We start from the raw sequence: 25,731 nt of genomic DNA on the forward strand, positions 1-25,731 counted from the left end.
GAGGGGCTAGCCGCAGTACGCGCCCTCGGAGGCCGAGTGCACCAGCTTGGCGTACTTCGCGAGCACTCCCTTGGTGTAGATCGCCGGGAGCGGCTCCCAGCCGACCTTCCGGCTTTCGAGTTCGGCTTCGTCCACCAGCAGGTCAAAGCTCTTGTTGGGGATGTCGATACGGATCCGGTCGCCGTCCTTCACGAAGGCGATGGGTCCGCCGTCGACCGCTTCTGGTGCCACGTGCCCAATGCACAGGCCCGTGGTGCCACCGGAGAACCGGCCGTCGGTCAGCAGCAGCACATCCTTGCCGAGGCCCGCGCCCTTGATCGCGCCGGTAATTGCGAGCATTTCGCGCATCCCCGGGCCGCCCTTGGGTCCCTCGTAACGGATGACGACGACGTCGCCGGCCTTCACAACGCCGTCGGCGAGCGCCTTCAGCGCACCCTGTTCCCGCTCGAAGACGCGGGCAGTTCCTTCGAAGACCTCGGCGTCGAACCCGGCGGTCTTGACGACTGCACCTTCAGGAGCCAGCGAGCCCTTGACGATGGTGATGCCCCCGCTGGCGTGGATCGGGTTGTCCATGGCGCGAAGGATCTTGCCATCGAGGTCCGGCGGATTGATCGACGCGAGGTTCTCGGCCAGAGTCTTGCCGGTGACGGTCAGGACGTCCCCGTGCAGCAGCCCGGCGTCGAGCAGCGCCCGCATGATGACCGGCACGCCTCCCACCTTGTCGACGTCGGTCATCACGTAACGGCCGAACGGCTTCAGATCGCCCAGGTGCGGGATTTTGTCACCGATGCGGTTGAAGTCATCGAGCGTCAGCTCAACTTCGGCTTCACGCGCAATCGCCAGCAGGTGAAGCACGGCATTGGTGGACCCGCCAAAAGCCATGGTGACGGCAATAGCGTTCTCGAACGCCTTGCGGGTCATGATGTCCCGCGCGGTGATCCCGAGGCGCAGGAGGTTGACCACTGCCTCACCCGACTTGCGGGCAAAATCATCACGACGGCGATCGGCCGACGGCGGCGCGGCCGATCCTGGCAGCGACATGCCCAGGGCCTCGCCGATGCAGGCCATGGTGTTGGCCGTGTACATGCCGCCACAGGCGCCTTCGCCGGGGCAGACTGCCTTCTCGATGCGGGTCAGGTCTTCTTCGCTCATCTTGCCGGCGGCGCAGGCGCCCACCGCCTCGAAGGCGTCAATCAGTGTGACTTCCCGCTCGGTGCCGTCTTCCAGTTTCACCCAGCCCGGCATGATCGAACCGCCGTAGAGGAAGACGCTCGCGAGGTTCAAACGTGCTGCGGCCATCAGCATGCCAGGCAGCGACTTGTCGCAGCCGGCCAGCAGGACCGAACCGTCAATCCGCTCGGCCTCCATGACGGTCTCCACCGAATCGGCGATCACCTCACGCGAGACCAGCGAGAAGTGCATCCCGGAGTGGCCCATTGAAATGCCGTCGGACACGGAGATGGTGCCGAACTGCATCGGGAACCCGCCGCCCGCATGAACGCCTTCCTTGGCGCACTGGGCGAGCCGGTTCAGTGACAGGTTGCAGGGAGTAATCTCGTTCCACGAACTTGCGACGCCGATTTGCGGCTTCGCAAAGTCGTCGTCGCCCATGCCGACCGCACGGAGCATTCCGCGGGCTGGCGCCCGCTCAAATCCATCAGTGACGGCCCGGCTTCGCGGCTTAATATCAGGGGTATTTTCCAGGCTCATGGGTCAAAGTCTAGGCGTACCCGCATTCCCCGCAATGCCATATGACCACCCTGTTACGGGACGCGGGAGTCACGTGGACTCTCGTCATCGGAGCTATGGCACGTAAACTCGGTCCTATGTCGACGCCTCCATCGGACCCTGACCCGCCAGAAGTGACCGACAAAGCCCCTGATAGCGACCAGCTCAAGGATGATCTGCGAAAAGTCTTCGACTCGCAGATTCCCAACTACGGCGATTACAACCTGGTCTTTGCTGCCAATGAGCGCTACAAACAACGGGAATCCGATGGCGCCCGTGTCACTATGCCGAAATATTACGTACTGGGCTACCGCTGGCAACCAACCGAAATCATGATCGCTCCTGTCGACTCGCATACGCTGGCGGGCACCGGCATCCCCGTGGAAATCAACATGACCAACCTCTCGCATGCCCACCGTCTGGCCAGCGGTCACTACGAAGTAGGCACCAGCACCGGAAAGACATTCCAGTTCGGAGTGCAACCGGAGGCGCGCTTCAGTTCAGGTCCGCACTCACAGCTGGTGATCGATCAACGCGACGATCATCAGGACTTCGACGCGTTTATGGCCGCCTTCATCGCGATGGCCTAGCACCCAACCTCCAGGGCACCCGCCGTCGGGAACCGTTAGCGGTAGAGGGATCCGCGCTGCACCAGGTTGGTCGGCTCCTCGCCGGCAGCAAAGCTGACCAGCTGGCGCCGCAACAACTTGATCATTCGCGGCCAGAATGCGCCGGTGTTGCCGCCGCTGTGGGGTGTGATCAGCGCCCCGGACGCCGACCACAGGGGGTGTCCCTCGGGGACGGGCTCCGGATCGAACACATCGAGAGCCGCCGACAGGCGCCCGGCAATCACTTCCGCCGTCAGAGCCTCGCTATCCACCACCGCGCCGCGGGCCACGTTAACGACCAGTGCGCCATCGGGCATCGCTGCCAGCACTTCGGCGTTGATCAGCCCTCGGGTCGCATCGGTGAGTGGTGTGATGACGATCAGCACTTCGGCTTCCCCTGCGAGCGTCACCAACTCGTCGCTGCCGTGCACGTGCCCCCATTCGTCGTCGCGGGCTGAACTGCCGACCCGGGTCAGCTCCACCTCGAACGGCTCAAGACGCCGGGCAATCTCGACGCCGATTCCTCCGACGCCCACCAGCAGCACCTTGCGGTCGGCGAGGCCGAGATAGCGGCCGGGCCACCACTGACCCAGAGTCTGGTTGCGGACGGCGTCGTCAATGCCTCGGAGCGAGGCGATTGTGAGGCCAACCGCGAGCTCAGCGGTCGCGGCGGCGTGGACGCCCGCGGCGCTGGTAACGGCGACGTCGTCGCCCACCAACTCGGGGATACCCTCGTAGCCAGTGGATTGGGTGTGTACCAGCAGCAGGTTCGGCGCGCTCTTGACTGCAGCACCGAAAGTCTCGGGTGAGGACATGTAAGGCAATACGGCGGCGTCGATCTCCGCGAGATCTGCACCCACCGGATCGGCGTCGAAGTCCCACACCACCACCGAGATTCCATCCGGCGCTGGCTGCAGCGCATCGAGCATTTCAACACTGGGCACCGAAACTGTCTTGATCCTGTCCATCCCGAAAGCCTAACGTCCAGTTGCGGCCAGCGCCCTCCACGGCTGTGGACACTCGCGCGGGTTGGTCGTAACGTCGAAGGCGGTGGGTGTCCCACCAGGTGCGTAAGGATCGTGTCATGGACGTAGTTTTCTGGGTGCTGCTGATCGTCGTCATTGTTGGCGCTGTCTGGTGGTTCCGCTTCCGGAGCGCGCCCGACGACGTCGATACCCACCCGCGCACTGATCCGCCGGCCAGCCGGAAGGATTAGACCATTTTGGCGAGCACCCGACGGCGACCGTCCGCTCTGGCAACCGCCGTCGTCGTGCTTCTGTCCCTTGCAGCGTGCACGGCTGGTGAGCCCAGTCCAATTGTCGGCGGCAGTCCGGCGACAGCGCCAGCGCCAGCGCCAGCGACTGAACCGGAACCTATCCGGCTTCCCGACCTCTCCCCCGGAGACCTTCGCGCGGAAGGGCTTAACGTCCCGTGGGCGCTGGCCACGCTGCCCGACGGATCGCTGCTGGTCACCGAACGCGAGACCGGGGAGATCAAACGGGTGGCTGACGGCGAGACAACTACCGTCGGAACCCTCGGCACCGAGGTTGCAGCCGCCGGTGAAGGCGGCTTGCTGGGGCTGGCCATCGGCCCAGACTTTGACACGGACCCCAGATTGTTCGTGTTCTACACCGGTCCGACCGACAACCGGATTTCCAGCCTCACCTACAGCGAGGAAGGCCTCGGCCAGCCCGAAGAGGTGCTGACCGGTCTGCCGAAGGCCCATATCCACAACGGCGGACGGATCAAATTCGGCCCGGACGGCTACCTGTATGTGGGCACCGGCGACGCCGCTCAGGCGGACGCCGCGCAGGATCCTGACAGCCTGGCCGGCAAGATCCTCCGAATCACCAGCGACGGCGAGCCGGCGCCTGGCAACCCCATTGACGGGTCGCCCGTCTACAGCCTCGGACACCGCAATGTGCAGGGCCTCGCCTGGGATTCAGCCGACCGGTTGTGGGCCAGCGAATTTGGTCCCGAGGTCGACGACGAGCTGAACCTCATCGAGCCCGGCGGGAACTACGGGTGGCCGGCAGTCACTGGCGCCCCCGGAGTAGCCGATTTCATCGACGCCCAAGTGGTGTGGCCCTCTACCGCCACCTCCTCCCCGAGTGGAATGGCAATCGTCGATGACATTGCCTATATCGGCGGACTACGCGGAGAGAGGCTGTGGCAGGTGCCGCTGCTGGCGGGGGCCGCCAACGCACCGGTCAGCCACTTCGACGGCGAATACGGACGGCTACGCGATGTAATCCAGGGAACGGACGGAGAACTACTGATCGCCACCAACGAGGGCACCGAATCGCGGGTGATCACCGTCGACGCGTCGTAGCCGCCCGGCAAAGAACCAATTTCAGGTTTCAGCAGAAGTGCTGGTAGAGTTTCATGCTGTTGCTGTTGGCCCGATGGGCCCAGCCAACATGCACCTCTAGCTCAATTGGCAGAGCATCTGACTCTTAATCAGAGGGTTTCGGGTTCAAGTCCCGAGGGGTGCACCACCACTAAACCGTCTGATCGGCAGCACCGCCGATCGGACGGTTTTTTTGTACCAGTTTGGTAGCGATTTTTCGCTCACTCTTCCCCTCCTTGCTCGCCCGCAGTAGCTTGGCGGCATGGAAGGGATGCCATCCCTCGGGGAAATACACACCGGAGAAATGAACCGGCGGGTGGCACGCGGTCGCTGGGCATCGATTGACGCAGAATTCGGCATGCTCACCGGGCCCGAGGTCGATGCAAAGGTGGGCCCCAACTCCCCGCCAGCCGGATGCCTCGCAGCGAAACGACAGATCCTGGGGGTGGTTACCCGAGCAGGGCGGGTCCTCTATCCGGGGTTCCAGTTCGATCCCGAGTCTGGCCGGGCCCGACCCATGATTGCCGTCATCGCCTCGATTGGTCTTGCCGGCGGCTGGAAGGATCGACACCTACTCCAGTGGTTCTGCTCACCCAACGGGTATCTCGGCGGCGACCGACCAGTTGACATTCTCGATGACCCAGACCGTCTCATCTTCGCTGCGCACAGCGACCTGGACCTCGTCTGGTGAATGACTGGTGAAAGGCCGAGCCCTTGGTCCGCCAGTCGTCGGTCGTCCTAGTTGTTTGACGGCAGCGGGCCGTCGGTGCCCGATGCGGTGGGAACCGTCGTGGCCCACCGTGGAGCTCCGAGTTCCCGGATCACGCTCTGCAGATGGTCGCGGAGTTCGTCGGAGATCAGGCCCTCACCGGTCACCAGTGTGCGTTCGATATCTTTTGACTGCGCGAGGACGCCAAGTCCAGCGTCCGTTATTGAAACCATATGGCTGCGCCGGTCCAGGTCATTACGAGTTCGGGAGACATGCCCCCGAGTTTCCAGCCGTGAAAGTGTCTTTCCCATGGTCTGCGCCTGTACCCGTACTATCTGGGCGAGGCTCGCCTGAGTCATCGGACCTTGACCCTCCAGAACACCCAACGCAATGACTCCGGCGTGGGTGACACCCAGGTTCACCAGCCGTTCATTCCACGCGTGCTCGACCAAGCGGGCAGCAGTGGTCAGCAGTCGGCCGGTGGGCCATTGCTCCAGGTCCGGCATAAAAGAAAACACTTCCTCTCGCCGCACAGACATGCAGCGTTGATCACGGTAACGCCGACCGGTGTAGTTTCAAACGTATCGACCTTATTTACTTATGATAGCTACGGATTTGCGAAAAGTGTCAGCGCCACCATGGCCGACGCAACTAACAAACAAGCAGAAGGAATACAAATAATGGCTGAACGTCTAATGTCGGGCGAGGTAGCCCCGGATTTCTCCCTGCCCGCGGCCGACGGTTCCACCGTGTCCCTGAAGGACTATGCAGGCTCCAGTGTGGTGGTCTATTTCTATCCGGCGGCTTCCACTCCCGGCTGCACCACCCAGGCATGCGACTTCCGCGACAACCTGGCATCCCTTGCTGCCGCGGGCTACACAGTCCTCGGCATCTCACCCGACAGTGTGGCAAAGCTCCGGAAATTTGCCGATACAGAAGAGCTCACCTTCCCCCTCCTGTCCGACGAAGACCACGCGGTAGCCGAGGCGTGGGGTGCATGGGGTGAAAAGAAAAACTACGGCAAGGTCTACGAAGGCCTGATCCGCTCGACGGTCGTCGTCGGACCCGATGGACTGGTGCAACTACCCCAGTACAACGTCCGCGCCACCGGCCACGTCGCGAAACTTCGGAGAGACCTCGGCGTCCAATAGATTCGCGTACACTGGAGGCTGACGTTTTCGGCAGCTTGTCTGTCCCAGGCGTCGAACGCGCGAGTGGCGGAATTGGCAGACGCGCTGGATTTAGGATCCAGTGTCTTCGGACGTGAGGGTTCAAGTCCCTTCTTGCGCACCATTGTTATGAGTCGCGACATGGACTACATGTGAGTCGCGACATCGACGACACCCCCAGCTTCGGCTGGGGGTGTTTTTCTTTTGTCTGGGTGACCCGCTCGACGCGAGACTCGTCATCCCCACCCGGGCCGACACAGTTTCCCACCCCGGCAGGCCGCTCCACGGTGGGACCTGGGTCACATTGGGCCTCGGGAATCGCCGACCTTGCGCGGTCTTTACCCGGTGTAGAAAATTTCAGGAATCGCCACCCATCCTCGCTCCGAACACGACCGAAGTACCTATGAGACATCGACACGATGTGTTCGACAAGTTAGTTAGCTGATCGGCAGAGTACGCCCGGTCACACCAATGAAGGAGAAAATCCAATGGGAAACATCAAGAGCCGTAAGCTCTCCATCCTCGGTGTTGCTGCAGTGGCCATGTTCGGCCTCGCAGCATGCGGTGGCGGCGACACCGCAACTGAGTCCACCGGGGAAATGACCAGCGAGGAAATGACCACTACCGAAGCCGCTCCCGAAGCAACTGAGTCGGCAATGGAAGAGGAAATGGGCGAAGACATGGACCCAGCCGCAAACCTGGTTGGCCCAGGTTGCGCCGGCTACGCCGAGCAGGTTCCAGAAGGCGACGGCTCGGTTGCCGGCATGGCCCTGGATCCAGTAGCAACAGCTGCGTCGAACAACCCGATCCTCACCACGCTGACCGCAGCCGTCACCGGCGAACTGAACCCAGATGTCGACCTCGTTGACACCCTGAACGGCGACGAGTTCACCGTCTTCGCACCAACCGATGACGCCTTCGCGAAGATCGACGAAGAGACCATCGCGGCTCTCCAGACCGATGCGGACCTCCTCACCGGCATCCTGACCTACCACGTAGTCCCCGGCCAGCTGTCCCCGGATGAGGTCGCCGGAACCCACACCACCGTCAACGGCGCAGAGCTGACCGTTGAAGGCATGGGCGACGAAATCACTGTCGGCGACGACGCTTCAGCAGTAGTCTGCGGTGGCGTAATGACCCAGAACGCAACCGTGTACATGGTCGACACCGTTCTGATGCCTCCTAGCGAGTAATTGACTCCCTGCTTCGAATCCTCTAACTCGAAACAGGGCGCCACAGGCTGGGATCCTGAACACCTTACGGTGCTCAGGGTCCCAGCCTTTCCTCGTATCCGGGGTTTGCTGGGGGATGACCGCTGGCGCCTGTCCGAACACCACTGGGATCATCATTTAGACTGGGAAACCTAAACAATTTCCGCCGTGTGCGGGTACGGCTGAGGAGACAATGGCAATGACCGCTGCTGCCAGGCACTCCGGTTGGGCCCGCGTGGGGCAGAGTGCCGTTGCGGTCTCCCTCTGCCTGACGGTTGCTGGCTGCACCGGGGCAACGCCCTTGCCGACGACGACGACGTCGTCGACTCCTGCACCCTCCCAAACCAATCCCGCCCAAGCCCCCGAAGCGGTCTTCACGTTCGGCACCGCCGCTGATCCGATCGGGCTGGACCCGGCCCTGGTGGCCGACACCGAGTCATACCGAATCACCCGGCAGATTCTCGAGGGCCTGGTGGGCATCGATCCGCTCACCTCCGAGCCCGTCCCGCAGCTCGCTGCCTCCTGGGATGAGCGGGAGGACGGCCGGGCCTACGCATTCACCCTCCGCGAGGATGTCGAATTCCACGATGGTGTGCCGTTCAACGCCCAGGCAGTCTGCGCGAACTTCGACCGCTGGTACACGCTCCCCCCGGAGACGCGCCCCTCGGACGGAACCGTCGCCTTCGGCTCGGTCTTCAATGCCTACTCGGACTCCCCCGAGCTATCCGTCTACTCCTCCTGCCAGCCCCTGGGCGAGTTCGAGGTGTTGATCCGGCTCAATAGCCGCCTGACAGGGTTCATCCCCGCCCTGGCGATGCCCTCCTTCGCGATGTCCTCACCCCGGGCGCTTAAGGAACTCGCCGCCGATGAGCTGACCGAGGAGGTCAACGACATAGCGGTGTCGCAGTACGCGCTCAGCCCTGTCGGCACCGGACCCTACACCTTCGAAAGTTGGGAACCGGGGGAAGTGCGGTTGTCCTCGTATGAGAATTACTGGGGGGCCCGGGGCGAGATCGGCACCGTCGTGTTCACCACCCTCCCCCTCCCCGATGATCGGCTGGAAGCACTCAACACCGGACAGATCGACGCCTACGACTTCGTTACAGTCGACAACGCCGGCGCCCTGGTCAGGGAAGGCCAACAGCTGCTCCAGCGCGACCCCTATTCCATCCTGTATCTCGGAATGAACCAGGACTTCCCCGGTGTGGATAGTCTGCTGTTCCGCCAGGCCGTAGCCCACGCCATCGACAAACAGGCCATGATCGATGGGCAGTTCCTGAACGGCACGGCGCCCGCCGATCAGTTTGTCCCGCCCAAGCTCGCAGTCACCAATGACGAGATCACCCGCTACGACTACGACGTCGAACTGGCCCAGGAGTTGCTGGCGGAATCCGGGTACGACGGCGAACCTCTGCCCTTCCACTACCCGACCGACGTCTCGCGCCCCTATCTGCCGGCACCTGAGGGGGTGTTCGCTGTCCTCCAAACGCAGCTCGAAGAGGCCGGTTTCACCATTGACCCGGTGCCCACCGCCTGGGCCGATGGTTACCTTGAGGCCTTACAGAACGACGACGAGCGCGCGTTCCACCTCCTCGGCTGGAGCGGAACCTACCAGGACCCCGACAACTTTATCGGCCAGCTTTTCGGCGCAACCACCGTCGAGTTTGCCTTCGAAGACAACCAGCTCTTTAGCAAAATTGACCGGGCCCGCACCCTTCCCAACGGCGACGACCGGGTGGCCGCCTACCAGGACATCAGCGACCAGCTGGCCCGGCGGCTACCAGCGGTTCCCCTCGCCTTCCCCATCTCTGCCCTGGCAGTCTCGGAGCGGGTAGCAAACTACCCAGTCAGCCCCGTGATGAACGAAGTGTTCAACCTGGTTGACCTGACCGACGTCGAGCTGGAAGCCACCGGGAGCGACTGATGACCTGCCACCCCCGCCACGACGGCGGACCAATTACCCAAGGAACCCACCAGACGCTACGCTCAAAGCTAAGCGCCCTCGCCACTGGAGATGAAGTTGACTGCTAAGAACCAGGCGGAAATTCCCGCGGAACACACCGACGTCGTCCTAATCGGTGGAGGAATCATGAGCGCCACCCTTGGCGCCTTCCTCAAACAGCTGCAGCCTGACTGGAGCATCTCACTATTCGAGCGCCTCGACCGGGCCGGACTGGAAAGCTCCGACCCATGGAACAACGCCGGGACCGGCCACGCGGCACTCTGCGAACTGAATTACACCCCGGCAGGCCCGGATGGGACAGTTGACCCGGCCAAGGCCGTCGCCATCAACGAGCAGTTCCAGGTGTCACGCCAGTTCTGGGCCCACATGGTGGAAAGCGGCCACCTGGGTGATCCGTCCGGATTCATCAACCCCGTGCCGCACATGAGCTTCGTCTGGGGCGAAAAGAACACCGCCTACCTGCGCAAGCGCTACGAAGCCCTGCGGAGCCAGCCCCTCTTCGAAACCATTGAGCACGCCGAGGACCCCTCGGCCATCGCCGACTGGGCGCCGCTGCTGATGAGCGGCCGGACCGCCGGCCAGCCGGTGGCAGCCTCACGTGTGGCCGGCGGGACCGACGTCGACTTCGGGTCCCTGACCCGCGGCCTGACCAGCTACCTCGAAGCCAACGGCGTCGACCTCAACTACAACCACGACGTCGCCGATCTCTCCCGCGGCTCGAAAGGCCGCTGGGAAGTCAAGGTCCGCAACCGCGCTACCGGACAGGCCCGCACCGTCAACGCGCGCTTCGTCTTCATCGGGGCCGGCGGCGGGGCACTGCACCTGCTGCAACGCACCGGCATTCCCGAGGGCAAGGGATTCGCGGGCTTCCCCGTCTCGGGTCAGTTCCTGAAGTGCGGCGACCCGGACATCGTCAACCAGCACAACGCCAAGGTCTACGGCCAGGCGTCGGTCGGAGCACCACCCATGTCGGTGCCGCACCTGGACACCCGGTATGTCAACGGCGAACGGTCGCTATTGTTCGGCCCTTACGCCGGGTTCTCCACCAAGTTCCTCAAGCGTGGCTCGTTCTTCGACCTGCCCGGGTCCATCCGGCCGTCGAACCTGGTGCCCATGCTGGCCGTGGCCAAGGACAACGTGCCGCTGACCAAGTACCTGATCTCCGAGGTGCTGAAGAACCGGGACGCGAAAAACACCTATCTCAACGAATTCATCCCCGACGCCGACGGCGACAAATGGGACCTGATCACCGCCGGGCAGCGCGTCCAGATCATCAAGAAGGCTCCGGGCAAGGGCGGGGTGCTGCAGTTCGGCACCGAGGTCATCACTGCAGCCGACGGATCGGTCGGAGCACTGCTGGGGGCCTCCCCCGGTGCTTCCACCGCCGCGCCGATCATGCTCGAGATCCTGAAGCGCTGTTTCCCAGCCCAGCTTCCGGGTTGGGAGCCGAAGCTCAAAGACATGATCCCCGGCTACGGTGTGAAGCTCAATGAGAACTCCTCGCTCGCCGCTGACATCCTGTCCCGTACCGACCGGGTGCTGAAACTCCAGTAACCATCGCCAGAGCCGTCGACCCGGCCGGCAGAAGTAGAAGGCGCGGCACATGTTCCGTCTGGCTCAACTTTCCCTGGGAAACCGTGCACTGATTGCGCTGATCACCATTCTGGCGTCGGTGTTCGGTGTGATCACGATGGGCTCCCTCAAACAGGAGCTCATCCCGTCACTGGAGTTTCCGCAGATCACCGTGCTGTCGTCGGTCCCCGGCGCCTCACCGGAATACCTCGACCAGCAGGTAAGCGAACCGCTGGAGACCGCGCTTAGCGGCGTGGAGGGGCTCGAGTCGTCGTCGGCCACGTCCCGTACCGGGGTCTCGACCATCAACCTGATGTTCGCCTACGGCACCGACCTCGACCGCGCGCGCGGCCAGGTGGACCGCGCGATCTCGACGGTGCGGCCCCTCCTGCCCGAGGACGTCTCGCCGCAGTCCTTGGCCGGGAGTATCGCCGACCTCCCAATCGTGTTCATGGCCGTCTCTTCCGATCAGCCGCTGAGCGAGCTGAGCGGCGACCTCAGCCGGCTGGCCGTCCCGCGGCTGCAGCAGCTGGAGGGCGTTCGCGCGGCCGAGGTCAGCGGCGGGGCCGGGCAGTACATCTCGATCCTCCCCGACCGGCAGGAACTCGCCGCCAACGACCTCACGGTCGCCGATATCACTGCGGCACTGGAGAACAACGGCGACCTCATCCCGGTGGGGACCCTTGAGGACGGCGACCGTTCCCTCACCATCCAGGCCGGGAGCCCCATTACCTCACTCGAGGACATCCGCGTGCTGCCCCTCCTGCCGGAGGGCGGCTCCCCCGACGCCGGAGAGACGCCGCCGACGCTCGGCTCCGTCGCCGAGGTGGCAGTGGCCGACGACGACGCCACGTCGGTGACCCGCACCAACGGTATTGAGACCCTCGCCCTGACCGTGACGAAAATCCCCGATGGCGACACGGTCGCGATCTCCAACCTGGTGGAAGAGTTGCTGCCGCAGCTGGAAGCCGAGCTGGGCAACGGCGCCGAGATCACCGTGATCTTTGACCAGGCGCCCTTCATTGAACGCTCCATCAGTGACCTGACCACGGAGGGTATCCTGGGCCTCGGCTTTGCCGTGCTGGTCATTCTGGTGTTCCTGCTGTCGGTACGGTCCACCCTGGTGACGGCGATCTCGATCCCCCTGTCGCTGCTGATTACGTTCATCGGCCTGTGGGTCACCGGCTACTCGTTGAATATCCTCACGTTGGGCGCCCTGACCATCGCGATCGGGCGGGTGGTGGACGACTCGATTGTGGTCATCGAGAACATCAAACGGCACCTCAGCTATGGCGAGGACAAGCGCGAAGCCATTCTCACCGCCGTCCGTGAAGTGGCCAGCGCGATCACCGCATCAACGCTGATCACCGTCGCGGTGTTCGCACCGATCGCCTTTGTCGGTGACCTGGCGGGTGAACTCTTCAGGCCGTTTGCCCTGACCACCACGATCGCGCTGCTGGCTTCCCTGGCGGTGTCGCTCACCATCGTTCCCGTGCTGGCGTACTGGTTCCTGCCAGCCGCGGCATCCGATGTAGACCCGGACCTGGTCCGTGAGCAGGCGCATCAGGCCGAACGAAAATCCTGGCTGCAGCGCGGCTATCTTCCGCTCCTCGGGGCAACCCAGCGGCATCCGGTCTGGACCCTGACCGCCGGTGGCCTTGTCCTCGCAGGCACTGCCGCGATGATCCCCCTCCTCCAGACCAATCTGCTGGGGAACACGGGACAGAACAGTTTCAGCATCAACCAGACCCTCGAACCGGGTTCCAGCCTGGAAACCACTGTTGCTGCCGCTGCGCAGGCCGAGGAAGTGCTCGCTGGCTTTCCCGAGGTGGAGGAGATCCAGGTGACGGTGGGGAACGCGTCCAGTGGTTTCGCCGCCCGACTGTCCGGTGGAACGTCGGTGGCCGCCTTCACGGTGATTACCGCCGAGGACGCTGACCAGGAGCAACTACAGAACGAGGTGAGGCAGGAACTGGAGTCGTTGACCGGCGTCGGGACCTTCGCCCTCGCCACCCAGCAGGGTGGGCTTGGCACCTCAAGCACTATCGATGTGAACATCACGGCACCGGGTCCGGACGAGCTACAGGCCGCCAATGACGCCGTCGTCGACGCCATGCAAGGCGTCGAGGGCGCCCGCGACGTGACCAGTAACCTCTCCGCAGCCCAACCCCAGGTGCAGATCAGCGTTGACCGGGCCGCCGCCGTCGCCGCCGGGCTCAGCGAAGGGCAGATCGCGGGGTTGCTCGGTGGGAGCATCAGCCCGATCCCCGGCGGACAGGTACGGCTGGAAACCACCGACTACCCGGTACTCATCGGTGAGGGCACCGAGGTGACCAGCCTGGACCAGTTGGAGGAACTCAATCTTCCGACCCCCGAGGGCCCGGTACCGCTGACCTCCGTTGCATCGGTGGTTGAGGTTCAGGTGCCGTTGACCATCACCAGTGCCAACGGGGAACGGACCGCCCAGGTCTCCATCACACCGTCCGGACAGAACCTGGGGGCGCTGACCACCTCGGTGACTGAACGGCTGGAGGGTGTTGAACTTCCTGCGGGAACCACGGCAACCCTGGGTGGAGCATCCGCCGAGCAGGCCGAATCCTTCGCTCAACTGTTCCTCGCCCTGTGGGCGGCCGTGGCGATTGTGTACGTGATCATGGTGGCCACCTTCAAGTCCCTGATCCAGCCGCTGATCCTCCTGGTCTCGGTGCCGTTCGCCGCCACCGGCGCCATTGCCCTCCTCGTCATCACCCAGATTCCGCTGGGGCTGCCGTCCCTGGTTGGCATGTTGATGCTGGTGGGCATCGTGGTGACGAACGCTGTGGTGCTTATTGACCTCATCAATCAGTACCGGCGCCCGCACGACGGAAGTCCGGGCATGAGCGTCGAGGAGGCGATCATCCAGGGTGCCCGGCAGCGACTGCGCCCCATCCTGATGACCGCGCTGGCAACGATCTTCGCACTGACGCCGATGGCCCTCGGCTTCACCGGCGAGGGTGGGTTCATCTCGCAGCCGCTGGCGATCGTGGTGGTGGGCGGTCTGGTCTCCTCCACAGCGCTCACGCTGATCCTGGTACCGGTGTTGTACCGGCTGGTTGAGGGTCGTCGGGAGGCCCGGTTGCAGGCCCGGTTGCAGACCCGCCGCGACGCGCCCGTCTCAGGGCGACGTGCCCGGGCCCACTGACCAGGATCTGGCTGCCCCACGGGGAACAGAATGCCCGCCGGCCCGGTTGTAACTATTGTGGATGCAGATGCATCTAGTTGGAGGAGGAATCATGCAGAGCGGTATCTTTACGGTGGGTAACGCGTTCCGGAACCTCCGACCTTCCAGCACCGACTCAAAACGATGACCGGACTCACCGGGCCTGAAACAGCTGGGCCCGAAACAAGGGTGCCCGAAACAACAGAACCGGCAATCCGGCTGACAGCCGAGGCCTGGGAATCCCTCTTCAGGGCGCAGGTTGCGGTGATGCGCCGGCTACGCAACGACCCGTCGTTCAAGAAACTCGCCATTGGCGAATACGACGTCCTGTTCAACCTCACCCGCTGCCCCACCGGCTGGACCCGCCTGAACGAGCTGAACCGCAGCCTGCTGATCTCGCAGCCGAGCCTGAGCCGCATGGTGGAGCGGCTNNGCTCGAAGCCAAGGGCCTGGTCCAGCGGAAACAAGCCCCGGACGATCAGCGCGGCGTGATGGTGGCCCTGACCGATGCTGGCCGTGAGCTGCAACGCGAGATTGGCGCCGCGCACGTCCGGGTGATCCACACTCTGCTGGGCCCGATCCTGAAGACCGGGGAGCTGGAACAGTTACTGGAACTCACCCACCGGATCCGCGAGGGCGTCGACGACGCCGAGCGCGCCGACTACTGAAGCTGGATCAGCTCTCCCGGCTGATCGACCGGCAGGGAATCCACCACGGCTGTCACCTCGAGCGTCTCGAGTTGCAGGCTGCCCCCCACGGTGGAGAGGAATGCCGTATCCGAGGCGTCACGGCCGGTAGCGACCCGCAGCAGGGACTCCCGGGGAGCCAGGCCGGTTGCGTCGACGACATGCCAGGCGCCGTCCACCCAGGCCTCAGCCACAGCGTGGAAGTCCATCGGACTCAGTCCGGGCGCGTACACCGCGGCGAGCCGGGCGGGAACGTCCTTGGCGCGCAACAGGGAGATCACGAGGTGCGCGTAGTCCCGGCACACGCCACGCCGCCCCAGCAGGGTTTCCACGGCGCCGTCGGTGGGGCGGGACGAACCCGACACGTAGGCGAGTTCCTTGCCTACCCACTCCCGTACCGCGTTCAGCAGTTCCGATCCTGCCAGGGTGCCAAATTCAGCGTACGACGTCGGCAGGAGCCGGTCCGATTCGCAGTAGCGGCTCGGGCGAACGTACCGGATGAGATCCGCTTCAGACGCCGCTTCGGCGGATGCGGTACCCGTGACCGTGGCGCTGTACTCAAGGGAAATGTTCGCCTCGCCGTCCACTTTGAGGGTATGAAGCCGCCCACCGTGGATATCTTCCAACTCGCCTGGGACCACTGGTGCGCCATCCACCAGTACCACCAGGTTCTCTTCAAAACTGCTGTACCCGGGGTTTCGCACCGGGGCCAGGGCAAAGACGAGTGACGAAGCGGAACGGGTCCGCGCGATGATGCGGGCAGTCACTGATCGCTGCATGGGGGTACTCCTGATTGAGGGTATGAGGTGCCGGGCGCGGTAGGCCCACGGTGCGGACTCTATGCTGAAAGCTACCACCACGTTAGAACAAGAAAGGCCCCTTAGTGAATTCCACTCACCAGCACCAGATCCAGGACCTTGAGGGTCGCGCCGTCGTGATCACCGGAGCCAACAGCGGTCTGGGCTTGCAGACGGCGATAGCCCTGGCCCGGCGGGGAGCCTCGGTGACGCTCGCCTGCCGGAACGAGGCACGGGGCACTGAAGCCCTAAAGACGGTCAGCTCCCGGGTACCGGGAGCTACTGTTGACCTGCGGATCCTCGATCTCTCGTCGCTGGCTTCCGTGCGGAGCTTCGCCGCCGGTTGGACCGCACCGCTGGACCTCCTGATCAACAACGCCGGTGTGATGGCCACGCCGAGGATCCTCACCGAGGACGGGTTCGAGCAACAGCTCGGCATCAACCATCTCGGCCACTACGCCCTGACCGGCCTCCTGCTGCCGCGGCTCCGCGAAGCGTCAGCTCCCCGCGTCGTCTCGGTCTCCAGCCTGGCGCACAAGCGGGGCACCATCAACTTCGACGACCTCAATTCCTCCACCAGGTACCGCCGGTGGACCGCCTACAGCCAGAGCAAAATAGCCAACCTGTACTTCACCATGGAACTCGACCGGCGTGTCAGGGCCAACGGAGAGCAGCTTCTCGCGGTCGCCGCCCACCCTGGGCTGTCCAATACCAACCTCACGGCTGGCATGGGCACCACACCGGTACTGGACGTGCTGGGCGGTTTCTTCAAACTCTTCGGGCAGTCCGACATCGCTGGTGCCCTGCCGATCCTGCGGGCAGCAACCTCCCCGACGGCGAGCGGTGGGGACTACTCGGGCCCCGATGGTCCAGGCGAAACCAGGGGAAATGCCGTCTTGGTGGCACCAGCACCGCGGGTGCTCGACCCGCTGGTCGCCGGAAGGCTGTGGGAGGTCAGCGCCGCGATGACGGGCGTCACCTTCCCCGATCTTCCTGCTGCCTGAGAAAGAAACCGCGTTATTCCGCCACCTCGAGGGAAGCAATCATGCGCCGAATCTGGGTGAATTGTTCGGCATCGAAGAACTCCTCGGCGGCGGCAATGGTTTCAAACGATGCGGTCCGGGATCCCACCTGCTCGGGGGTCAGGGCTGTCAGCGAGATCGCATCCCCGAAGGAATACAGTCCAACGTGCTCCGGGCCCTGCACTGTGTTGTACAGCGTGCAGGCTACGCCGTCCGCGCCGCCCAGCACATCGGTGACACCGAAGGAACTGAAGAACCGGTAGCCCTCGATCAGCCGGACCACCAGCCGCGGCTCAATCGACTGGTCGGACTCGGCGGTCGACGGCAGATCCACGGGCTGGCTGAGGATCACTGTGTAGGGGCTGGCGTCGTCGGGCGCGCAGTCCTCGTCCGTGGGCGTGATGCCCGTGTGCAGTTCAGCCACCGGACGCCCGTCGGCATTCTCGACGGCAACGTGAACTGATTCCGGCTCGAAACCTTCACCGGGATCCTCGATCGGCTCGGCGGTCCAGTCCGGTGGGAGCTCAAAGCTCACCAGGGCCTGAGGGTCGGTGAAGACCTGCCAGTCGTCGTCGGGAGCCGGGCGGTCTGCCACCGTGGGCTTCGGCGCCGGTGGGGTGGTCGCCGGCGCTGCGGAGCTGGGGTCCGACGACGGCGTCGCTGACTGCGCCGGCCGGTCGCCGATTTCCACGCCGGTACACCCGGACGCTGCCAGCGCCACGCTTAGCAACAGGACGCCCGCCGCAGCAATCCGCGCTGGTCCCCGTGATCGACTCATCTGATGCGTCCCCTAATCGTCGGTTGCCGGGCCTCTGATCTGAGTCTAATCAGTGAAGCACCCCACCATGAGGCATCCACACCGGCCGCCGTGGAGAATTACTGTTATGGCCCCTGATCTGTCCGATGCGACTGTTTCCACCGATGCACGTGTCTCCACGATGCGGTATCCCACAGCACTGGGGCCCGTCCAGGTCAGGATCTCGCGGACCGCCGGGGTAGCAGCGCCGCCGTGGGTCCTGCTGCACGGCGCCGCGGGGTCCTGGAAGACGTTCAGGGAGTTGCAGGCAGCACACAACTTTCCCACCGGCGTCGACACCGTGGTGATCGACCTCCCCGGGTGGGGCGACTCCCCCGGCGTCGGGACTTTCACGATCGAGTCACAGGCCGCGGCCGTCGTCGAGGTCCTGACCCTTGCGGGCTACCGCCAATGGCGACTTTTCGGTCATTCGATGGGGGCTGTTCCGGCACTGGAGATCGCGGCGCGGGAACCGGACCGGACCCTCGCGGTGATCGTCCTATCTCCCACCTCGGTGATCGCTTCCGGCGCGTTCCGTCGCCCCTGGCGGAACCTCCTGACGATGGGACCACTCCTCGGGATGAAGGCGATCATGCGGTTTCTGCAGCTCACCGGGGTGCTGGCGCCACGCGTGGTGGCGGTTGCCCGACGCACCGGATTGCTCAGATTGGTGTTGCGGCCCTTCGTCGTCGACCCTGCCGCCCTGACCGGCCCGGTTGTCGACGCGCTCGCCCTCGATGCCCGTCCTGCCGCCTTCGCCGTCGCCGCCCGGGCGTTGAAGCACTACGACTTCTCCCACTGGGCCCTGGCCGGGGGGACCCACCTGGTGTTGCGGGGCGAGCGGGATGTCTTCACCCCTGCCGCGGAGATTCTGGAGCTGGCACGGTTGCTGCCCGACGCCCGGGCCCACGTGCTGCCGGGAACGGGACACTTCGCGCAGGTGGAGGACCCGGAGGCCGTAGCAGGATTCCTGGTGCGGGAAACCGTGTCACCACCGAACGCGTAGGGCGCCTGGGCAGGAAGGTCCTGGCCGAGTAAGGGTCCTACAAGGAAGCTGCCACTGCGGTGCCGCGCCGCTCCCGCAGCCAGAGGAGCAGGACCACCGTTGCCCCGCCCAGGGCGGCCAGGAGTGGGCCGAGCCAGTCGCCGTCGGGCTGGAGCAGTGTTCCGTTGTCCTGCCAGGGCCAGAGTGCCCGCAGCGATCCCAGGATCAGGCCGGTCGCGACCAGCAGCACCGCCCGCCGATGCACCCGCAGGAGATATGCGAGCAGCTGGACGATTGAGGCGAGTCCCAGGACCGCGCCGCTGGCGAAGAGGGCGAGGTAGCCGAAGTCCCGCTCGCTGACCGCCTCGAGGGTCGGTTCGTACATGCCGAAGGTCAACAGGATGAACGAGCCCGAGAGTCCCGGGAGGGCCAGCGCGCACACGGCAGCGGCACCGCTCAGGATCAGCACCCACCAGGCGGGGTCTTCGACCTGCATGGAAGGGATGCCGAGCAGCCAGAAAACTGCTGCAGCGACGAGTAGCACCACCACGGGGCCGAAGATCCGGGTGTTTCGAGTGATCGGGCCGGCTTCCCTGGCCATTGAGATGGGGACCAGCAGGCTGGCCGAGACCATGCCGAGGAAGAGCGCATTCGAGAGTACCGGCTGGCCCTCTACAAAGCCGTGCAGCGGGCCGGACAGAGCGAAAAGGGCGAAGAACATGCCGATGAGCAGCGGAATCACCAGGGACCATTCGACGTCGCCCAGGTGGTGGGCGAAGCCCTTTCCGCCACGTTTGAAGACGAGCCGGACCACACCACGGATCAGGTGATTCGCCGAGGTGATCAGGCGATCAAAAATACCCAGCACCAGGGCGACAGTCCCACCGGAGACGCCAGGCACCAGCTCGACAATGCCGATCAGGGCCCCACGAACTGCGTGGGCGAAACTGGAACGGAGAGTGGGGGCTGCGGGCTTCACTGGGAGCGGCGGGGAGGACGTCACCTATTCAACAGTAGTATGCCGACGGCCAGGGCGGGGATTCCGTTAAGCAGGGCGGCCCAGTGCCCTGACCGAGGCGACCGCCGCGGTGACGGCACGGGAGGCCAGGGCCATGTCGCGTTCGGTGGTGGCTGCGGTCCACGAGAACCGGACCGCCGTCTGGGCTGTTGTACGGTCGATTCCGAGCGCCAGCAGGACAGCCGACGGCTCGTCGCTTCCCGCGGCGCACGCCGACCCGCTGGAGCAGACCACGCCGCGGCGCTCGAGCTCCAGCAACACCGATTCACCGCTGGTTCCCGGGAAGCAGAACGACGCGAGATTCGGGAGACGTTGCTCCCGGTCTCCGGTCAGTACGGCGCCGGGCACGGTGTCCAGGACGTGGTTGATGAGATAGTCCCGTTGGGCTTTTGCCGCGGGGACCGCGGTATCCCGCTCGTCCTGCGCGAGGGCGAGCGCCGTGGCGAGCCCCACCGCTCCGGCAACGTTCTCTGTTCCGGAACGCCGTCCACGTTCCTGGCCGCCACCATGGATGAGCGGTTCCACCGGGATCCGGCCTTTGAGGTAGAGCAGACCGGACCCCTTGGGCGCGCCCAGTTTGTGCCCGGACAGCGTGAGCGCGTCAACCCCCAGCTCGGCGACGCTCAGTGGCAACCAGGCGCCCGCCTGCACTGCGTCGGTGTGGAAGGGCACCGATGCTGCCGCGCAGAGGCCAGCGAGTACCCGCAGTGGCTGGACCGTCCCGACCTCGTTGTTGGCGTACATGATTGAACACAGCGTGGTGCCCGGTGTCAGTGCCTTCTGGAGCGAGTCAGGCTCAACGAGACCGGTGGCCGACACCGGGACAACAGTGATCCGGAACCCATGAAACCGGTGCAGGTAGTCGAGGGTTTCCAGCACGGCGGGGTGCTCGACGGCGCTGGTCACCAGGTGGCGGTCGCGGGGGGCGGCAAGCGCAATGCCCTTCAGCGCCAGGTTGTTGGCTTCGGTGCCACCCGAGGTGAAGGTGAGTTCGGAGGGGCGGCACCCCAGCACTGTCGCGGCCTGTTGCCGTGCAGCTTTCAGGGCAGCCGCTGCCGTTTCCCCCAGCGCATGGTGGCTGGAGGGATTGCCGAAGCTGGTGCTCATCAGCGGCCACATCGCCTGCAGCACTTCCGGCCGTGGCGGGGCAGTGGCCGCGGCATCCAGATAAATCACAGGGCGGCCTCCGTGGCGCTCCCGGCGGCGGCTGGCTGGGCGGAGGTCAGCTCAAGGTCCAACCCCAGATCGAGTGAGTGGACGCTGTGCGTCAGTGCGCCGGAGGAAATGATGTCCACCCCGGTGCGGGCAATGGCTGCGACGGTGTCCAGCCGCACGTTTCCGCTGGCTTCAACCAGGGCACGCCCAGCCACCAGCCGCACTCCCTCAGACAACTGGGCCAGGCTGAAATTGTCGAGCATGATCGTGTCCACCCCTGCCGCCAGCACCGGCTCGATCTGATCGATCCGGTCCACTTCGACCTCGAAGTGCACCGTGTGGGGAAGCCGGGCCTTCGCTGCGGCGAGCGCCGCGGTGAGCCCGGTGGTTCCCCCGCGGGTCAGGAGGGCCAGGTGGTTGTCTTTGGCCATCACCGCGTCCGAGAGGCTGAAGCGGTGATTGAACCCGCCCCCGCAGCGGACCGCGTAGCGTTCCAGCACCCGCAGGCCCGGGGTGGTTTTTCGGGTATCGACGATGCGGGCGGGCGTGCCATCCACTGCCCGCACGAACTGGGCGGTCAGGGTGGCGATCCCGCTGAGCCGCTGCGCCAGGTTCAGGGCAACCCGCTCGGCGGTGAGCAGGGATCGGGCGGGACCGGACAGGACGGCCAGCACAGTGCCGACGTCGAACGCGTCCCCATCCGTCACCGGAAACCGCACGGTGAGGCGCTGGTCGGTTAGCCGCATCGCGGCCTCGATGACCTGCTGACCGCAAAAGATTCCCGCCTCGCGGGCAACTATCGCTGCGTCGGCTCTAGCCGACGCCGGGATCAGGGTCTCCGACGTGATGTCGCCCCAGGGCGCATCTTCGGCGAGCGCCGCGGCAACGATGCGGTCGACGTCGGCCTGTGCTGTCTGCCCGGTCGGCTGGCTCATGACCGTGCCCTTCGATAGGAGGTGAGATGCGGGGCGCTTTCCGCCGGGCGGGGGCCCGGGAAATCCGTGCGATAGTGGGCTCCGAGGGACTCCTCGCGCGCAGCGGCAGCGTGCACGAGCAGCCGTGCGGCGACCACCAGGTTGGCGGTTTCGCGTTCCGCGACGGTGTCCCCGGCGGTGGAGTATTGGTCGAGCTGTTTGGCGGCCACCTGCAGGCCGGCTGCACTGCGCGTCACTGCTGCGTGATCGGTCATCAAGCTCTGCAGGGTGCGGCGTTCGCAGACCTCGGACCGGTCGGGTTCGGGGAACTCGAGCCCGATGGCCGGGAACGTGGGCCAGCCGCCGTCGTCGGCCGCTGTTTGCGTGGCGAGGGCGTCGACTGCCCGCCCGGCATAAACGAGTCCTTCCAGCAGGGAGTTGGACGCCAACCGGTTGGCGCCGTGGACGCCGGTGCAGGCGGTCTCGCCGACGGCGTAGAGGCCGGGCAGGGAGGTCCTCCCCCACAGGTCGGTCTGGATTCCCCCCATCCAGTAGTGGGCTGCGGGGACGACCGGCAACGGCTCAGCAGACCAGTCAAAACTGTGGGCAGTGGTTTGCCGGTGCAGGGAGGGGAACCGGGCGGCAAGGAAGCCAGCTCCGCCGAGCCCGGTGGCGTCGAGGTATACCCTGTCCTCGCCTCGCTCCCGGAGGTGCAGGGCGATGCTCCGGGAAACGACATCCCGTGGGGCCAGCTCCGCTGCCGGGTGGTAGGCGGTCATGAACCGTGCCCCGGACCCATCGAGCAGGATCGCGCCTTCCCCGCGGACAGCCTCTGAGATCAACAGGTTGCCGGGGACATCGAGGGCTGTGGGGTGGAACTGGAGGAACTCGAGATCCTTCACGACGGCGCCGGCCCGCCAGGCGGCAGCCAACCCATCCCCGGTGGCGACCAGGGGATTCGTATTGTGCGTGAACAGCTGCCCGGCCCCACCCGTCGCAAGGATGACGGCGTCGGCGTCGACAGTGGTCAGTACCCCGGCACGCAGGATCAACGCACCGGTGACCGTGGGCGCTTCAGCCTCGTCGATGCGCAGGTCGGCGAGGAACGCGTGTTCGAGCACCGCGATGCCGGGATCCTGCCGGACCGCGGCAATCAGCGCCTGCGCGACGGCGGCACCGGTCGCGTCGCCACCGGCGTGAAGGATGCGCGACGCCGAGTGCGCGGCTTCCCGCCCCAGTGCCAGTTCTCCGCTGGCAGTGCGGTCAAAGGGCGCGCCCAGCGCCAGTAGCACCCCAATGTGGTCCGCAGCCGCAGCGCAGAGGACCTCCACCGCTTCGGGTACGCACCAGCCGTTGCCGGCCAGCTGTGTGTCTGTCACGTGGCTGGAGACCAGGTCATTCCCGCCCGGTAGTACCGCGGCGATGCCGCCCTGGGCATGCCAGGTGTTGCTGTCCGCCAGGTTCCCTTTGGTGAGCAGGGTGACCGCGGCGCCGGGTAGGGCTTGCCGGAGGCGAAGCGCCGAGTACAGGCCGGCGATGCCGCTGCCCACAACGAGCACGTGTGCCGGCGAGGTGTTCATGGCTGGACCGGTCGCGGCTGGACGGCGAGCATGCGCTCCAGCGCTACCCGGGATGGTGAGGCGACCGATTCAGCCACGGTAATCCGGTTCAGCACCGTGCCGGCCACCAGCGCTTCGAGGACCCACGCCAGGTATCCCGGGTGGATGCGGTACATGGTGGAGCAAGGGCAGATCACCGGGTCGAGGCAGAAAATGGTGTGTTCGGGGTGCTGGCTGGCAAGCCGGTTGACCATGTTGATTTCGGTGCCGACGGCGAAGGTGGTGCCAGGTGCGGCGGCTTCGATCGCTTTGCGGATGTAGTCGGTGGAGCCGGACTCATCGGCAGCATCAACCACCTCCATGGGGCATTCCGGGTGGACGATTACCCGGACACCCGGAAAGTCCGCCCGGGCCTTTTCGATCTGGTTCACGGAGAAGCGTTTGTGCACCGAGCAGAAACCGTGCCACAGGATCACCCGGGAGTCCTGCAACGTAGCCTCCTCGTTGCCTCCCAGCGGCTTCCGCGGATTCCACAGCGGCATCTGCTCCACCGGTACCCCCATCGCCTTGGCCGTGTTCCGGCCGAGGTGCTGGTCGGGGAAAAACAGCACCCGCTGGCCCCGTTGAAAGGCCCACTCGAGGACGGCCGCAGCGTTCGAGGAGGTACACACGATTCCGCCGTTGCGACCGCAGAAACCCTTCAGCGCGGCCGAGGAATTCATATAGGTGACGGGGATAACGGGGACGCGGCCGTCGTCGTCGGGCTCTGTTCCGAACAGCTCGGCAAGGTCTTCCCAGCAGTCGGTCACCGAATCGATGTCGGCCATGTCGGCCATTGAACAGCCCGCCGCGAGGTTGGGGAGGATCACCGCCTGGTCTGGCCGGGAGAGCATATCGGCGGTTTCGGCCATGAAGTGGACGCCGCAGAAGATGATGGCTTCCGCCTGGGTCTTCTCGGTGGCGGCGCGGGCGAGCTGGTAGGAATCGCCGATGAAGTCGGCGTATTTGACCACCTCGTCGCGCTGGTAGAAGTGGCCCAGGATGACCGCCCGGTCCCCGAGGGTCGCCTTGGCCGCGAGAATACGGACGTCGAGCTCCTCGTCGGTGGCGAGCCGGTACTCCTCGGGCAGCTCCCCCTGTCGCGGCGAGGAAAGCGGCGCCGGGTCGGCCATCGAGGCGCCGGGGCCGTAGGTGGGCTGGATTTCCCGGTCGATCGCCCAGGGGTCTTTGGCGAGGGCGGGCGAGCACGTGGTGACTCGCTGGGTCTGGGCCTGCTCGCGGGTCACAAGCTGGATCGCAGTGGTGACACTAGTCATGGGAAACTCCTGAAACTCTAGTCAGTCGAGGCGATGGTGGAGCTGGAAGCGCTGGTGGAGGTGGTCTCTGCTGGCGTGGCCTGGCCGGACGTGGCCTGGGTGCCGAGGGTCCCCGTGGACCCCGTATAGCGGTAGAGCCGGGGCGGCCGGTGTCGCACTCCCTGGAGGTAGTCATCGGTGGGGGTGATATCGGGGGTGGCCCGAAGCTGACGGCGGAAATTGGCGGGATCCAGGTGCCGATCCAGGACCGCCTCGTAGACTTCCCTGACCTGCGCCAGGGTGAAGGTCTCGCCAAGAAAGTGGTAGGCGATTGAGCCGTATTCCACCTTGCTGCGCAGCCGCCAGAGGGCGTAATCCACGATGGAATTGTGGTCGAAGGCGAGATCCTCGAGCTTGTCGGCGCGGAACCATTTCACATTCTCGGATTCCTGGGTCAGGGCAGCCTCGTCGGGTTGTACCAATGCCCAGTAGACGATAGAGACCAGGCGTTGAGTGGCGGCCCGGTCCAAACCGCCAAACGCGTAAAGCTGCTCCAGATAATTGGGGACCAACCCGGTAGTCTCCCGCAGGTTGCGCGACGCGGCATCCTGGAGCGACTCCACCTGTGCTAGCGGGCCACCCGGCAACGCCCACTTGCCGAGATGCGGCTGCCTGATCCGCCGGACCAGCGGCAACCACAGGGTGGGCCGGCCCGACGTCGCACTCGGCCGGAGCGCGAAGATCACCGTTGAAATCGCCAGCGCGGGTGGCTGCAACTGCCGCTCGGAGACGTTTGCTGCGTCTGCGTACATCGGATCCCCTCGCCTAGTGCTTCACCCATGAGTTAATGTCAGATTGACTCTAACTGATTTTAGCGGGAAATCCCCGGTTCTCCAACCCACCCCCGCACGGAGCCACCCCAACCCGGGATCGAGTCAACAGATATGACGGGTTACGGCCCGAGAATCGGATATTTCTGCCGACTCGCTCCGGGG

Annotated in this window: 22 protein-coding genes, 2 tRNA genes and 1 pseudogene; 14 read left to right on the forward strand and 11 right to left on the reverse strand. The window is 65.1% G+C overall.

The window, feature by feature from the left end; translation table 11 throughout:
- Nucleotides 1-6: 6 nt before the first annotated feature.
- Nucleotides 7-1,710 carry a dihydroxy-acid dehydratase gene (ilvD, locus tag K728_RS0106020; RefSeq protein WP_024476193.1) on the reverse strand — a complete coding sequence of 568 codons (1,704 nt, stop codon included), beginning with the start codon at nt 1,708-1,710 and terminating at the stop codon, nt 7-9.
- Nucleotides 1,711-1,862: 152 nt separating this feature from the next.
- On the opposite strand from ilvD, the gene K728_RS0106025 reads away from it, so the two are divergent.
- On the forward strand, nt 1,863-2,318 hold the full coding sequence (locus K728_RS0106025) for a hypothetical protein (protein ID WP_024476194.1): 456 nt from the start codon (nt 1,863-1,865) through the stop codon (nt 2,316-2,318).
- A gap of 35 nt (nt 2,319-2,353) precedes the next feature.
- Here the strand turns inward: K728_RS0106025 and K728_RS0106030 are convergent, their stop codons facing one another.
- Complete coding sequence (locus tag K728_RS0106030; protein ID WP_024476195.1) at nt 2,354-3,304, reverse strand: 2-hydroxyacid dehydrogenase; 951 nt, start codon at nt 3,302-3,304, stop codon at nt 2,354-2,356.
- A 116-nt stretch (nt 3,305-3,420) separates the two neighbouring features.
- Here K728_RS0106030 and K728_RS22330 point away from each other — a divergent pair, with 116 nt between their 5' ends.
- From K728_RS22330 to K728_RS0106050, 4 genes are all read left to right on the forward strand, one after another.
- Nucleotides 3,421-3,552, forward strand: coding sequence for a hypothetical protein (locus tag K728_RS22330; protein ID WP_019481268.1), 132 nt, complete (start codon nt 3,421-3,423; stop codon nt 3,550-3,552).
- A 6-nt stretch (nt 3,553-3,558) separates the two neighbouring features.
- Nucleotides 3,559-4,668 (forward strand): PQQ-dependent sugar dehydrogenase, encoded by a 1,110-nt coding sequence (locus tag K728_RS0106040; protein WP_024476196.1) that lies wholly within the window; start codon nt 3,559-3,561, stop codon nt 4,666-4,668.
- A 90-nt stretch (nt 4,669-4,758) separates the two neighbouring features.
- Nucleotides 4,759-4,834 (forward strand) — tRNA-Lys (locus K728_RS0106045).
- Between the two features lie 114 nt (nt 4,835-4,948).
- Nucleotides 4,949-5,377, forward strand: coding sequence for a hypothetical protein (locus tag K728_RS0106050; protein WP_156911214.1), 429 nt, complete (start codon nt 4,949-4,951; stop codon nt 5,375-5,377).
- A gap of 47 nt (nt 5,378-5,424) precedes the next feature.
- On the opposite strand, the gene K728_RS0106055 is transcribed toward K728_RS0106050, so the two are convergent.
- Entirely contained in the window at nt 5,425-5,901 is a 477-nt protein-coding gene (locus tag K728_RS0106055; RefSeq protein WP_019481249.1) for a MarR family winged helix-turn-helix transcriptional regulator, read from the reverse strand.
- Between the two features lie 174 nt (nt 5,902-6,075).
- On the opposite strand from K728_RS0106055, the gene bcp reads away from it, so the two are divergent.
- The 7 genes and pseudogenes from bcp (at nt 6,076) to K728_RS18575 (ending at nt 15,177) form a co-directional block, all read left to right on the forward strand.
- Nucleotides 6,076-6,546 carry a thioredoxin-dependent thiol peroxidase gene (bcp, locus tag K728_RS0106060; RefSeq protein ID WP_024476198.1) on the forward strand — a complete coding sequence of 157 codons (471 nt, stop codon included), beginning with the start codon at nt 6,076-6,078 and terminating at the stop codon, nt 6,544-6,546.
- Between the two features lie 57 nt (nt 6,547-6,603).
- A tRNA-Leu gene (locus K728_RS0106065) sits at nt 6,604-6,688 on the forward strand.
- A gap of 364 nt (nt 6,689-7,052) precedes the next feature.
- Nucleotides 7,053-7,757, forward strand: coding sequence for a fasciclin domain-containing protein (locus K728_RS0106070; protein ID WP_024476199.1), 705 nt, complete (start codon nt 7,053-7,055; stop codon nt 7,755-7,757).
- Between the two features lie 211 nt (nt 7,758-7,968).
- Nucleotides 7,969-9,699, forward strand: coding sequence for an ABC transporter substrate-binding protein (locus K728_RS0106075; protein ID WP_024476200.1), 1,731 nt, complete (start codon nt 7,969-7,971; stop codon nt 9,697-9,699).
- A gap of 90 nt (nt 9,700-9,789) precedes the next feature.
- Nucleotides 9,790-11,292 (forward strand): malate:quinone oxidoreductase, encoded by a 1,503-nt coding sequence (locus K728_RS0106080; protein ID WP_024476201.1) that lies wholly within the window; start codon nt 9,790-9,792, stop codon nt 11,290-11,292.
- A gap of 49 nt (nt 11,293-11,341) precedes the next feature.
- On the forward strand, nt 11,342-14,491 hold the full coding sequence (locus K728_RS0106085; protein ID WP_024476202.1) for an efflux RND transporter permease subunit: 3,150 nt from the start codon (nt 11,342-11,344) through the stop codon (nt 14,489-14,491).
- A gap of 162 nt (nt 14,492-14,653) precedes the next feature.
- Nucleotides 14,654-15,177, forward strand: a pseudogene (locus tag K728_RS18575) (MarR family winged helix-turn-helix transcriptional regulator).
- Here K728_RS18575 and K728_RS0106095 read toward each other — a convergent pair.
- Nucleotides 15,171-15,974 carry a transglutaminase-like domain-containing protein gene (locus tag K728_RS0106095; RefSeq protein WP_019481241.1) on the reverse strand — a complete coding sequence of 268 codons (804 nt, stop codon included), beginning with the start codon at nt 15,972-15,974 and terminating at the stop codon, nt 15,171-15,173. The pseudogene K728_RS18575 and the gene K728_RS0106095 sit on opposite strands and share 7 nt — an antisense overlap.
- A gap of 104 nt (nt 15,975-16,078) precedes the next feature.
- Between K728_RS0106095 and K728_RS0106100 the strand changes: the two genes are divergently transcribed.
- Nucleotides 16,079-16,996, forward strand: coding sequence for an oxidoreductase (locus K728_RS0106100; protein ID WP_024476203.1), 918 nt, complete (start codon nt 16,079-16,081; stop codon nt 16,994-16,996).
- A 13-nt stretch (nt 16,997-17,009) separates the two neighbouring features.
- Here the strand turns inward: K728_RS0106100 and K728_RS18580 are convergent, their stop codons facing one another.
- Nucleotides 17,010-17,792 (reverse strand): hypothetical protein, encoded by a 783-nt coding sequence (locus K728_RS18580; protein WP_024476204.1) that lies wholly within the window; start codon nt 17,790-17,792, stop codon nt 17,010-17,012.
- A gap of 106 nt (nt 17,793-17,898) precedes the next feature.
- Here K728_RS18580 and K728_RS0106110 point away from each other — a divergent pair, with 106 nt between their 5' ends.
- Complete coding sequence (locus tag K728_RS0106110) at nt 17,899-18,816, forward strand: alpha/beta fold hydrolase (RefSeq protein WP_024476205.1); 918 nt, start codon at nt 17,899-17,901, stop codon at nt 18,814-18,816.
- Between the two features lie 37 nt (nt 18,817-18,853).
- On the opposite strand, the gene K728_RS0106115 is transcribed toward K728_RS0106110, so the two are convergent.
- Genes K728_RS0106115 through K728_RS0106140 form a run of 6 tightly spaced genes read right to left on the reverse strand, consistent with a single transcriptional unit; the run spans nt 18,854 to nt 25,548 of the window.
- On the reverse strand, nt 18,854-19,798 hold the full coding sequence (locus K728_RS0106115; protein WP_237742098.1) for a DUF368 domain-containing protein: 945 nt from the start codon (nt 19,796-19,798) through the stop codon (nt 18,854-18,856).
- 42 nt (nt 19,799-19,840) lie between these two features.
- Nucleotides 19,841-20,989, reverse strand: coding sequence for a cysteine desulfurase family protein (locus K728_RS0106120; protein WP_024476207.1), 1,149 nt, complete (start codon nt 20,987-20,989; stop codon nt 19,841-19,843).
- Nucleotides 20,986-21,903 carry a carboxylating nicotinate-nucleotide diphosphorylase gene (gene nadC / locus K728_RS0106125; RefSeq protein ID WP_024476208.1) on the reverse strand — a complete coding sequence of 306 codons (918 nt, stop codon included), beginning with the start codon at nt 21,901-21,903 and terminating at the stop codon, nt 20,986-20,988. Before nadC ends, K728_RS0106120 begins: the two co-directional genes overlap by 4 nt.
- Complete coding sequence (gene nadB, locus K728_RS0106130; protein ID WP_024476209.1) at nt 21,900-23,462, reverse strand: L-aspartate oxidase; 1,563 nt, start codon at nt 23,460-23,462, stop codon at nt 21,900-21,902. The genes nadC and nadB overlap by 4 nt, the downstream gene beginning before the upstream one ends.
- Nucleotides 23,459-24,757 (reverse strand): quinolinate synthase NadA, encoded by a 1,299-nt coding sequence (gene nadA / locus K728_RS0106135; protein ID WP_024476210.1) that lies wholly within the window; start codon nt 24,755-24,757, stop codon nt 23,459-23,461. Before nadA ends, nadB begins: the two co-directional genes overlap by 4 nt.
- A gap of 17 nt (nt 24,758-24,774) precedes the next feature.
- Nucleotides 24,775-25,548: an NUDIX hydrolase gene (locus K728_RS0106140; protein ID WP_024476211.1), complete on the reverse strand. Its 774-nt coding sequence runs from the start codon at nt 25,546-25,548 to the stop codon at nt 24,775-24,777.
- Between the last annotated feature and the right edge of the window lie 183 nt (nt 25,549-25,731).

This window comes from Arthrobacter sp. CAL618 (assembly GCF_000468215.1).
In the GTDB taxonomy this organism is placed as follows: Bacteria; Actinomycetota; Actinomycetes; order Actinomycetales; family Micrococcaceae; genus Arthrobacter_D.